The sequence below is a fragment of the Sphingopyxis sp. OPL5 genome, assembly GCF_003797775.2.
Lineage (GTDB): Bacteria > Pseudomonadota > Alphaproteobacteria > Sphingomonadales > Sphingomonadaceae > Sphingopyxis.
In genome coordinates, this window is record NZ_CP060725.1 from 1237426 (window position 1) to 1251015 (window position 13590).

Genomic DNA, 13590 nt, shown 5'->3' on the forward strand with positions numbered 1-13590 from the left:
GGGCGGGAATGATTGAACCCGCCCGATCCATCTGATAACAATGGGATGAAAAGCTGCCGTACGAGCGGCAAGTCCTTTCCTTGGGTCGAAAATTCGCGCAGCCCGTCACCGGGCTGGGCATGATGAATTGGACGTGCGGCGGCGACGCCGCGCGCCGTCGAACGCAAGGGGTGGAGATGATCGGCAGCGGCTATCAGGGGCAATCGCGCGAAGCCGAAACGCGGCGACGGGCCTTCCGGCGCTTCGTCGCCGGATCGGGCCTGATCGTCGCGGCCTTGCCCGTCGTCGGGCACGCGCAGGTCGCGACCCCGCAAATCCCGACCCGCGAGGAAATCCAGCGCCCGGCGCCGCCGCCGGTTCCGCAGGCGAACGAACAGGTCGTCACCGCCGACGATGCCATCGAACGCGCACCCTGCCCGCTCGCCAACCCCGAATTCGCCAATATCCGCGTCACGCTGCGCGACGTCCAATTCTCCAGCGTCGAGGGCATCGACCCGGCGACGCTCGCGTCGACCTGGTCCGACCGCGTCGGTCAGGACCTGCCGATCTCGGTGGTCTGCGACATTCGCGACCGCGCCGCGACGATGCTGCGCGCGAAAGGCTATCTGGCGGCCGTCCGCGTCCCGCCCCAGACGATCGACGACGGCATCGTCAAGCTCGACATTCTCGCCGCGCGGATGAGCCGGATCGAGGTGCGCGGCGACGCCGGCGCCAATGAAGGACTGCTCCAGCGCTATCTGTCGCATCTTCAGGATCAGCCTGTCTTCAACATCGCCGATGCCGAGCGCTATCTGCTGCTCGCGCGCGACATTCCGGGCCTGTCGGCGCGGCTGACCCTGCGCCCCGGCGCCGCGCCGGGCGAAGTGGTCGGCGAGGTGACGGTCGACCGCACCGCCGCGATCCTCGACTTCAATGTCCAGAATTTCGGGTCGAAGGACGTCGGTCGCTGGGGCGGCATCGCCCGCGCGCGCGTCTTTGGCCTGACCGGCATGGGCGACATGACCACGGTCAGCTTCTATACGACTCCCGATCTCGACGAGCAGAATGTCGCACAGGTCGCGCATGAATTCCGCGTCGGCGACGAGGGGCTGAAATTCGGCGCCAGCTACACCTATGCCTGGACGCGGCCGAGCGTCGCGACGCTGCCGATCAAGTCCGAAACCCAGATCATCAGCCTGTTCGCATCCTATCCGCTGGTGCTGACGCAGGCGAACCGGCTGACCGTCGGCGGCGGGTTCGACCTGATCGAGCAGGACATCGGGCTGGGCGGCGTGCCGCTCAACCGCGACCGGCTGCGCGTCTTCAACCTGCGCGCCGATGGCAGCTGGACCGACCCGGCATCGATCGGCGGGCGCAGCGGGTTCAGCCCCGCCGAACCGCGCTGGTATCTCGGCGCCTCGCTCGAGGCGCGGCAGGGCGTCAATTTCCTCGGCGCGAGCGACGATTGCGGCCCCACCGGCGCCGCCTGTTTTGTCCCCGGCGCGATCCCGCTGACCCGCATCGAGGGCAAGCCCGACGCCTTCCTTGTCCGCGCCAACGCGCTCGCCGAATGGCGGCCAGTCAAGAATTTCACCCTGTCGGCGGCGCCCCGCGCGCAATGGGCGAGCGACCCGCTGCTCGCCTATGAGGAGTTTTCGGGCGGCAACTTCACCGTCGGACGCGGCTTCGACCCCGGCACGGTGATCGGCGACAGCGGCGTCGCGGTGTCGGTGGAGGCGCGCTACGGCAGCCTCGTCCCTGCGAACACCGAAAGCGGCGCGCTCCAGCCCTTCGTCTTTTTCGACGCCGCCTGGGTCTGGAACAAGGACCTCGCCTTTGCCGGACTCAATCCGCAGAAACTCTATTCGGCCGGCGGCGGCATCCGCCTTGCCTATGGCGATGTCGGACGGCTCGACCTGACCGTCGCGGTGCCGCTCAACCGCGCGGGCTTCCTGGCCCAAAAACCCGAACCCCGCTTCCTGCTCAATTTCACCACCCAGTTCGGCGTGAAGGCGCGCTGACATGAGTTTTTCATCGAGGACATCCGCCATGCGTGCCACCGCTTCGATCCCGACCGTCCGCACGGGCAAGCCGCACCTGCTGGCGAGCTGCGCGATCGCGGCGGGGCTGGCCGCGCTCGCCTTCGGCGGCCCGGCGCGCGCGCAGGGTGTCCAGGGAACGGGGCAGGTCGTCACGGGCACTGCGACTATTTCCCCGCCGGCGCCCGGCATCGCGCCGCCGAACACCACCCAAGTCGTGACCACCAGCGCGCAGACGATCATCAACTGGACCCCGACCGACAGCGCAGCGACCGGCGCGCCGATCGATTTCCTGCCGACGGGCAACACCCTCGAATTCTATGGCACCGGCCAATACACCGTCCTCAACCGCTTCATCGCGGTCAACCCGATCACCGGCGCGCCGATCCCGATCAGCCGCCAGATCGCGCTCAACGGCACCGTCAACAGCTATGACGGATCGCCGTTCTCGAGCGCCGGGAACCCGCAGGGCGGCAATATCTGGTTCTACAACGCCGGCGGCATCCTGATCGGCGCGCGCGCGGCGATCAACGTCGGCAGCCTGGTGCTGACCGCGAACGATATCGACACCACCGGCGGCCTGTTCGGCCCCGGCGGCGAAATCCGGTTTCGCGGCGCATCGGGCAGCACGGCGTCGATCGACATCAGCCCGCAAAGCTTCATCAGCGCTTCGTACCCCGGCAATCCGGGCAGCAGCTATGTCGCGCTCGTGGCCCCGCGCATCAACCAGGGCGGGATCATCGACGTCGATGGTTCGGCCGCGCTCGTCGCCGCCGAACAGGCCGACATTACGATCAACAACGGCCTGTTCGACATCAATGTCACGGTCGGGGCAGAGGGTGGCAACGCCATCACCCACACCGGCATCACCGGCGGCCCGGCCCACCAGCAGGGCGATACCGACCAGAGCCGCGTCTATATGGTCGCGATCCCGAAGAACGACGCCGTCACGATGCTGATTTCGGGTCAGGTCGGCTATCGGGACGCGGTTACCGCGCAAACCGACCCCGACGGCGCGGTGGTGCTGTCGGCGGGTTACAATGTCGCCAATGGTGTGATCGTCGGCGCGCCGGTGGGCACCGCCGCCGCGAACATCACCGTCAACGACACGATATTCCAGAGCAGCGTCACGGCGCACGCCAGTGGCGCTTTCGTCGGCCAGCCGATCGCGTCGATCCCCGCTGGCGGCCCTGTCGTCGCCGTGCCGCCGCCGCATCTCGGCCGCCTGATCGTCCAGGGCAACGCCACCTTCATCGGCGACGCCAGCGCGACGGTCTCGGTCGGCAACAACCAGATCGTCGGTGCCACCGGCAATTTTGTCGTCGCATCGAACGGCAGCGGCGGCCAGGCCGGCAATGCGGCGATCAACGTCAATCCGGGCGGCGGGCTGGCGGTTCTCGGCAATCTGTCGCTGCTCGGCGCCGGGCGGCCCGATGCCGTCACCGGTAACAGCACCGGCGGCAGCGCCCAGTTCACGGTCGACGGCGGCACCGTCGTCGTAGGCAACGGCATTGCGATTTCGGCGGCCGGGACGGGCGACCTCAGCGCCACTGGCATCGGCGGCACGGGCACCGGCGGCACCGCCGGCCTTACCGTCCAAAATGGCGGCTCGCTCACCGCCGACACGATCAATGTCTCGGCCAGCGGGCGTGGCGGCGGCGTCACCAGTTCGCCGTCAGGCGCCCCGGTCATCGCCGACCAGGGCGGCAACGGCCAGGGCGGCACCGCCGAAGTCACCGTCGACAGCGGCGGCACGCTCACCGCGAACACCAGCCTCAGCGTCAGCGCGAACGGCGCCGGCCAGATCGGCAACGTCCAGTCGGGCAATGGCACCGGCGGCACCGCGCGCATCCAGGTGCTTGGCGCGCTCAGTTCGCTGACCTCGCCCACGACGACGCTCGCGGCGGGCGGTACCGGCGGCGGCTCCGTATCCAGCCCCAATATCGGCACCTTCCCCTCGCTGAACGGCGGCGACGGACAGGGCGGCACGATCGAACTGACCTTCACCGCCGACAATTCCTCGACCGCGGCGCTCGGCGACCTGACGGCCAATGCGTCGGGGACCGGCGGCAACGCCACCGGCGACGGCGCGACCGGCGGCAATGCGACGGGCGGCACGGTGACGATCACCGCCGACAATGGCATCAACGCCGAACAAAACTCCCTGTCCGTCGACGCGAGTGCGCTCAGCGGCGGCGCATCGAGCGTCAACGGCACCAGTTCGACCACCGGCGACGCCGTCGGCGGCACCATCAATGTGACGATCAACGGCGGCGCGACCCTCGCGTCGGACAGCTCGATCGGTTTCGACGCCAGCGCGCAGGCCGCGTCGGGCGAAAACCGCGGCAATGCGCGGGGCGGCACCATCGCCGTGACCGCGATCGGCAGTGGCGGCAACAGCAGCCTGACGGCTTTGACCACGATCACCGCCAATGCGAGCGTCGGCGGGGCCAATGGCACCCTGCCCAACAGCACCGGCACGGCAACCGGCGGCGACATCGATTTCACCGCCGATGGCGGTACGATCACCGCCGGATCCTTCGATATCGCTGCCACCGCGGCCTCCGGCAACAGCGCGGGTGCCGGCGGCGCCGCGCAGGGCGGCACGATTGACATTCGCGCCGCGAACACCGGCGTATTCTCGGCAACCGACAGCGCCGGAACCAGCTCCTTCGCGACCGATGCGGCAACGGGCTTTTCGCAGGGCGGCGCCTCGGCCACCGGTGGCCGGATCGGGGTCGTCGTCGATGGCGGGACCGTCAGCTTCGGCGCCCCCGCCTTTTTCAGCTCGACCGGCATCGCCGGGGGCGACGCGAGCAGCGCGGGCAACATCGTTGTCGGCCGCGGCGGCTCGATCCTGCTTCAGGTGCTCGACAATAATCTCAACACCAGCACCCTCAATTTCCAGAGCCTTTCCGTCAGCGCCGACGGACGCGCGGCCCAGATATTCGAGGGGCCGGCACAAATGCCCGGCACCGCCGCGGGCAATGGCGGAGACATCACGGTAGACGTCCAGGGCGGCCAGGTGACCGGCGGACAGCTTCAGCTTTCGGCCAGCGGCTTCAGCGGCTCCGTCGCCGGGGACAACGGCGTCGGCAGTGGCGGCATCGCGGCCTATAGGCAGACCGGCGGCGCCGCGAACGTCGGCGACCTCGTTGTATCGGCGAACGGTGTCGGCGGCGGCAACCTGCGCGCGTCGGCCGGCGGGTCGGGCTTTGGCGGCACGGCAACGATCGACCTTCTCGGCGGCACGCTCGACGCCACGACCATCAGCGCCGAAGCGGTCGGCGCCGGCGGCGTCGGGCAGATCGGCAGCGACAGCGACCCCGCGAACCCGGTCGACGGCCAGAATGGCGGCTTTGGCCAGGGCGGCACCGCGACGATCAACCTCAACGGCAACGCGGTCGTCACCACCACCACGCTCAGCGCCCTTGCGTCGGGCATCGGCGGCGACGGCGGCGATTTCATCAGCGCCGCGGGCGTCGTCGGCAACGCCGGCAACGGTGGCAACGGCCAGGGCGGCACCGCCGCGATCAACCTGACCGCGGGAACGCTGACCTCGGGGGACATCACCGCCGACGCCGGCGGTTTCGGCGGCAACGGCGGCGGGCTGCTCAACCTCAATTCGGGTCCGGTGTCGGGCGTCGCACGCGGCGGCAACGGCGGCAACGGCCAGGGCGGCACCGCGACGATCGACCTCGCGACTTTGGTCACCGCAACGGGCACCATGGGCGGCTATGCGCTGGGGGTCGGCGGCATCGGCGGCACCAATAATATCGGCGGCGACGGCGGTTTCGGGCAAGGCGGAACCGCAGAGCTGATCGTCGACAATATCGCTGCCGGCAGGGTCGACGTGATCCTCGATTCCAGCGCCGAGGGCGGCGACGGCGGCGACGGGATCGACGGCGCGGGCGGTTTCGGCGGCTCGGCCTTTGGCGGCATATCGCGCGTCCGGGTGACCGGCGCGAATGGCAGCGCTACCATCTCGCAGGACAATTTCACGGCCGGCGCACTGGGCGGCCAGGGCGGCAATGCGGCACTCGCAGCGGGCAACAATCCCCGCGTCGGCCCGGCCGGCGGCGGCGGCGGCAACGGCACCGGCGGCACGGTCGAAGTCATCGCCGACGACGGCGCGGTGACGCTGACCTTCGGGCGGCTCAGCGCCGTCGCGCTCGGCAGCTTCGGGACCGGCGGCGACGGCGGGACCGGCGCCGACAATCCCGGCACCATCACCCTGCCCGGCCCCGACGGCATCCCCGGCACGCCCGACGATGTGGTCATGGGGCTGAGCGGCGGCGACGGCGGCCTTGGCGGCGCCGGGTCCGGCGGACTCGTTCACCTGGTCGCCAATGGCAGCGGAAGCATTTCGTCGAGCGGGGCGCCGGTCTCCATAGCGGTCGGCGGCACCTCTGGCGCGGGCGGCGCGGGCGGCGTCGGCTCGGGGGGCGGCGGCGCCGGAAATGCCTTTACCGGCACGATCGGCGGCCGGGTCCAGATCGAAACCTTCGGCAACGGAACCGCTGCCGGCACGATCACCCTCGGCGACACGACGATCGACGCCAATGGCGATGTCGCGGGACGGATCGAACTGCGGAGCGCGGGCACGATCCAGATGGCCAGCCTGACTGCCAATGCGTTCGGCGGCACCTCATTGACGAACAACGACACCGACGTCGCGCCGCACGGCATCTTCCTCGGCGTCACCAACGGGCTGATCCAGACCGACGGCGCCGTGTCGCTGAACACCGACGGTTCGGTCGGCGTCTATGCCCAGGGCACCGGCCAGCTCAACGCCGGCGGCGCGCTCACCGTCAATGCGGGCGATCAGGTCGATATCCGCCACGATTTCCGCACCGGCACCGCGCCGACGATCCAGTCGGGCACCAGCGCCTCCTTCACCGCGGTGAACTCGATCCGCAGCGCGCCGGGCAGCCTGGTCAGCGGCGGCACCAGCCTGTCGATGATCGCGACCGGCACCAACAGTGCGATCGACGTCGATTCGCTCGATGCGCAGACGCTGACCCTGCTGCTCGCGACCGAAGGCCGCATCAACGTCTATGGCACCACGACCAGCGGCGACGACCTGACCGCCAATGCGCGCGACGAGGTGGCGATCAACGCCGCGACGGCGGGCGACGACATCAGCCTGACCGGCAACACGATCGTCGCCGGGCGGCTGGTCACCACCGGCACCGGGCTCGATTCCGAAGTCGACGGCAGCAACATCTTCTTCAGCACGGTGAGCGCGGCAAGCGTCGACCATGCCGAGGCCGACAATGATTTCACCGCCGACGTCGGCAGCTTCGCCACCGGCCCCAATTCGATCATCACCGGCGGCGACATCGACATCAACGCGCTGGGCGCGGTCGACCTAGGCAATTCGACGGCGGGCGGGTTCGTCGCAGTCGATGGCCAGTCGATCGTCTTCGATACGATCGGCGCCGGGACCACGGTCACCCTCAACGCGACCGGCACCGCGCCGGGGGCCGAGGGCATCCTCGGCAACGGCATCACCGCAGGCGGCAATGTCGCGCTGTTCGGCAACACGATCCGGATCAACGACAGCGTCGTCACCTCGGCCTCGCTGTTCGCCCTTTCGACCGGCGGCAACGCGCGCCTGTCGGCGACCACCGACGGCGACATCATCATCAACAGCGCCGGCGACATCGGCGGCAATTTCGCGGCGGGCGGCAATGTCGGCCTGACCGCGGCCACCAACATCACCGCACAGGCGACCGCCGCCGGCACCTACGTGGGCCCCAACGGCCCGTCCGAAGGCTATGTCTTCATCAACGCTGCGGGCGATGCGAACCTGCTCGCGGGCAGCAGCGCTGCGACGATGATCGGCGTCGCGGCGGGCACCAACGCCAATGTCGACGGCGCGACCGCGGGCGAGGATCTTTATGTCGTCGCGGGCAATACCGCGACCGTGACCAATTCGCTCGCGGGCGACGACCTGATCGTCACCGGCACCTGCTGCGTCATCGTCGACAATGTCTCGACCACCGGCGCCGGACCCGACGGGCGCAGCCTGATCCTCGCGCCGTCGAGCGCGGGCGGACCCGACATGTGGCAGATCCAGACCGGCCCCACCGACCTGTCGAACATCGTGCTCACCGCCTCGGCGGGGACGATCGACGCGTCGAACGCGGTCGCCTTCGACAATCTGACCGCGACCGCCAGCAATGTCGTACGCACGACGAACACCATTCGCTCGGGCCTCGTCACCACGATCACTGGCAGCGCGCTCGATCTCGAATCGGTCACCGCGGGCACCGACATCATCCTGACCTCGACCAGCGGCGGCATCGGCGCGATCGGTGCGCTGTCGGCCGGGCACGACCTGACGATCACCTCGGCGGCCGGCGGCAGCTTCGCCGACCTGTCGGCGGGCGACGATATCCGCATCACCGCCAACGGCAATGTCTCGGCGGCAACCCTGCTGACGACGGCGGGCGGTGCCGACAATGAGGCCGACAACTCCGGCGCCTATATCACCACCCCGGGCAGCATCGCGATCACCGGGGCGACGAACACCGTCGGCCAGACCCGGCTGACCGCCGGCGGCACCGTCGACACGGGTGCGATCAACGCCGACTATACGTTCATCGACGCGGTCGGCGCGGTCAACATCACCGGCGATGTCACCAGCGGCGGCATGTTCATCGAGGGCAGCAGCGTCGCGCTGCGCAACGCCAACGGCCTCGCCAACCAGATCCTGTTGCGCGCGACCGCCGGCGACGTGACCGCCAACGGCAATGTCACGACGCTCGCCGACCTGCAGGTGCAGGCGACCGGCGCGATCACCATCACCGGTGCGGCCAACGGCGGCAATTTCGTCGAGATGACCGGCGGCTCGATCGACGTCGCCGACGTCAGCTCGAACAGCTTCGTCACGCTGCGCTCGAACAGCGGCGCGATCAATTCGACCGGGACGATCTCGGCGGGCAGCGATGTCTTCATCAACGCCGCGACGGGCGGCACCTTCAACGCGATCACCGCGGGCGACGATGTGTCGATCGGCGCGGGCGGCGACGTCACCATCGCCTCGATCACCGCCGAGGGCAGCAACCCGCAAGGCGAGGAAATCGGCAGCAACGTTTCGGGCACCATCGCGGGCGTGCTGACCGTGACCGGCAGCACCTTCGCCAACGACGACGTCAATTTCAGCGCGACCAGCATGTCGCTCCAGGACGTGACCGCGGGCGGTTCGTTCACCGCAGGCGCGAGTGGCGGGCCGATCACGCTGACCAGCGCCGACGTCGGCGCCAATATCGGCCTGACCGCGACCGGTGCAGTAACCGCGACCGGGCTGCTCCAGTCGGGCGGCGACACCACCGCCAGCGGCGCCAGCCTCGGCCTGCGCAGCATCACCGCGGGGGGCAATGTCGCGCTGACCTCGACGACGGGCGACATCCGCACCGACGGCGACGTCTTCGGCTTCAACATCAGCTATACCTCGGCGCGCGACATCGTCCTCGACGCGAACGACCGCGCCTTTGCGAACGGCACGCTCGCACTCGACGCGAACCGCGACGTCCTCGTCGCCGGGCAACTCGGCGCCGACCGCGACCTGACGGTGCGCGCATCGCGCGACGCCAATGTCCGCATCGCCGGCGCGGGCGACGACATCCGCATCACCGGCGGTCGCAGCGTGACGGTCGGCAGCGTCGACGCGACCGGCGGCGGCATCGACGACGAGAATAACGGCAGCAACATCGTCCTGCTTTCGTCGGGCGCGCTGGTCGCCAGCGGCCCCGTTTCGGCGGCGAACAACGTTACCCTGCGCGGCACCAGCGTCGGAACGCAGGGGGTCGACGGCAATATCGTCTCGATCACCTCGACGGTCGGCGATGTCGACCTCGGCGGCAGCGTCAACGGCTTCAACGGCATCACCATCGCTTCGGCCGGCGACATCACCCAAACCAGCGCCAGCCGCATCGCGACGAGCGGCAATCTGACCGCGACCGCCGGCGGCGACATCGCGGTCGGCAACATCATCTCGGGCGGCGCACAGATTTCGGCGCCCGGGTTCATCAGCACCGGATCGATCACCGGCTCGGCCCGCGTCGAAGCGGGCGGCGCGGTAACCGTCGGCGGCAATGTGCGCGGCGGCGTCTTCTCGGCAGAGGGCAGTTCGATCGACCTCGGCGCCAACGAGGTGCGCGTCGTATCGACCGACCTGACCGCGACGAACGGCGGCATCACCGCGACCGGAGCGGTGATCGCAACCAGCGGCAATGTCGCCGCCAACGCCACCGGCGCCGTCAGCCTGACCGGCGGCGTCACCGCGTTCCAGAACGCCAGCCTCTCCGGCGCCAGCATCGCCGTCGGCGATGTGACCGGCACGAACGGCAACGTCAGCCTGACCGCGACCAGCGGCGCGGTCACGGCCACCGGAACGATCGACGCCCGCCGCGACATCGTCATCGCGACGACGCAAGGCGGCAGCTTCGGCTCGCTGATCGCGGGCGACGACATCGGCATCAGCGGCAGCGGCGACGTCACCGTCGCGCTGATGGACGCAACCGGCGACAACCCCGACAGCGGCGAGAGCGGCAGCAACATCAACATCGCGCTCGCCGGGGCCTTCGACGTCGACCATGCCGAGGCGGCGGGCGATTTCACCGCCGACGTCGCGCGCATCCGCACCGGACTCAACTCGATCATTACCGACGGAAATATCGACATCACCGCCAGCGGCGCGGCCGACCTCGGCAATTCGACCGCCGGCGGCCATATCGACGTCGATGCCCAATCGATCGCCTTCGCCGCGCTCGACGCGGGCGACTATGTCGACCTCAACGCCACCGGGACCGCGCCGGGCGCCCAAGGAATCGCCGGGTCGACGATCCTCGCCGGAAGCGATGTCTTCCTGACCGGCAACAGCATCACGGTCGGCAACATCGACTCCGGCGGCCTGTTGTCGGCGTTCGGCAGCGGCGGCGACGTCGCGATCGCCAACGGCACGGCCGCGGGCAACATCGGCGTGCTGGCCGGCGGCAATATCAGCGGCGCTTATGCGGCCGGCGGCGACATCGAACTGAGCGCGGGCGGCAACATCAATGTGACCGCCAATGCCGCGGGCGGCGCCCCCGACCCGAGCAACGGTGACGTCGACACGGCGGGCAATGTCTTCGTCGACGCCGGCGGCAATGTAACGCTGGTCGACAGCAGCGGGGCCGGCATGGTCGGCGTCAACGCCCGCGGGTCGGCGACGCTGACCAATGTCACGGCGGGCGAAGACATGCTCGTGCTCGCCGGCACGACCGCCAACCTCTCGGGCATCACCGTCGGCGACGATCTCGACGTCCTGGCCGGCGGCGCGGTCACCGCGACCGGCGTTCGCGCGACCGCCGAAGGTCCCGACGGCTTCGTCCTCGACTATACGGCGAACGGCTTCACCATCGGCCAGGGCGAAGGGGTCTCGTCGCTCGACGGCGCCGACATCGACCTGCGTTCGACCGGCGGGTCGGTCACCGCCGCCGGACTGTCGGCGGGCGACGACATCATCCTCGGTGCCGCCACGTCCTTGTCGGTCAGCGGCGCGACGACGCTCGGCCTCGGCCAGACCGGAGGCGACAGCAGCATCCGGACGCAAAGCGGCAGCGGCACCTTTGCCGGCCTCGCCGCTTTCGACGATGTCCGCATCAATTCGTCGGGCAATGTCGCGGTGACCGCGCCGGCAACCGCGGGCCGCGACATCACCATCGCCGCGGCGTCGGTCGATATCGCCAGCCTGACGACCCCGGTCGGCGACGGGATCGACAGCCTGAGCGCCGGTCGCAACCTGCAGGTCACGACAAGCGGCGCGATCAGCGGCGGCGCGGTGCGCGCCGGCGGCAATCTGGAACTCGCCGCCGGGACGACGATCGCAATCACCCGCGCCGTCACCGGCGCCGGGGGCTCGCTGGCGCTCAGCGGAGGCGAAGGCGTGGCTGCGGGCACCGTGGCCAGCGGCGGCACCACCTTGCTCGACAGCGCCGACGGCGCGATCGAGATCGCCAGCCTGAGTTCGGCCGGACCGGTCGATGCAAGCGGCAACAGCATCGCGATCGGCAGCGGCAGCGGCAATCTGGTCTTCAGCACGCTGACCACGGATGTCGGCGACGCGTCGATCACCAACAGCGGCAATCTGTCGGTCACCGCCGGTACCGTGGCGGGCCGCGCATCGCTGCGTTCGACCAATGGCGACCTCAGCGTGACGCAGCTCGGCGCCGCCGACGTGCAGCTCGAATCCGACGATGACATGACGCTCGGCGCGGTGACCGCGACCAACAGCCTGCTCGGCGAAGCGGGCGGGGTGCTGACGGTCAATGGCGCGGTCACCGGGCGCGAAATGTCGCTTGGATCGGCGGACATCGTCATCGGCTCCGGCGGGCGCCTCGGCACCGCCGGCACCACCGCCGTGCTCGACGTGCGCAATACCGACGGCAACAGCCAGACCTTCATCGGCGGCACCGGCACGCGCGACGGCTATCATATCGACGCGGCCGAAATGGCGCGCCTCTATGGTACCGACATCCGCATCTTCGCCCCGCAGGTCGACGACAACAATGGCGGCTTCGTCGCCGCGGCGCCCGGCGGCCTGCCGATCGGTTCTGTCGGCAGCAGCGCGCAGCCCGACGTGATCATCGACGATTTCACGATGACCGCGGGATCGCCGACCTCGAACCTGGGCACCAACGGCACGCTGACGATCGAGACCCCGGGCAAGGCCCGCGTGCTCGGCGACGTGCTGCTCACCGGCATGGGCGACAACAACGGCCTCGCGATCCGCGCCAGCGACGCGCTCGAAGTCATCCTCGGCGAGGGCACCATCCGGCTCACCGGCGGCAGCAGCACCAGCGGCGCCTCGACCCCCGGCGGTCTCCTGACGCTCGAATCGGACGACGTCATCGTCGCGACCGCCAGCGCGATCGCCGACGTCGCGGCGGCGGCCGACATCGACGCGATCGATGACCGGCTGGCACAGAATGACGGCGTAACCAGCGACGAAGGCGCGCTGGTCGCGGGCGGCATCGACGTCAGCGTCGTCGGCGGCTTCTATGTCCAGAATACCGGCCTCGGCACGCGCTTCGCGCAGCGCCGCGGGCTGACCTTCGGCACGCTCGGGCTCAATGTGAACGTCGAGGGGGCCGATTCGCGGATCGTCATCAACGGCGTCCACCTCGGTCCGTCGGGCCAGGTCACCGGACTCGACGCCATCCCGCTGCTGTCGATCGACGGCTTCGTGATCGGCAGCGGTCCCTTGAGCGGTAGCGGCCTCGCCTTCGACTCGGGATCGACGATGAACGGGTGCCTGATCGTCAGTTCGACGACCTGCGCCTTCCTCGAATTCGAATCCTCCTTCCCGGTGCAGGACGTCATCAACAAGGAGGACGATGACGAAGGTGATAGCGACGACGCCGAGGGCATGAGCCTGCCGGTGCCACTGATCACGATGCGCAGCCTCGACCCGCTGACCGGCGAGCCGCTGCTCGACGATCCGGTGACCGGCGCGGGCAACGACGACCTGTGGACGCCGCCGAGCGAATAAGCGTTTCGGTTGACGTTGGGCGTCGCGGCGGGG

General features: G+C 69.6%; 2 protein-coding genes. Both read left to right on the forward strand.

From position 1 onward, the window contains the following. Nucleotides 1-80: 80 nt before the first annotated feature. On the forward strand, nt 81-2000 hold the full coding sequence (locus EEB18_RS05975) for a ShlB/FhaC/HecB family hemolysin secretion/activation protein (protein WP_262408140.1): 1920 nt from the start codon (nt 81-83) through the stop codon (nt 1998-2000). Nucleotides 2001-2028: 28 nt separating this feature from the next. Continuing rightward, the gene (locus EEB18_RS05980) at nt 2029-13557 is read left to right on the forward strand and encodes a hypothetical protein (RefSeq protein ID WP_187141883.1); all 11529 of its coding nucleotides are present in this window, start codon (nt 2029-2031) and stop codon (nt 13555-13557) included. Nucleotides 13558-13590 lie beyond the last annotated feature (33 nt).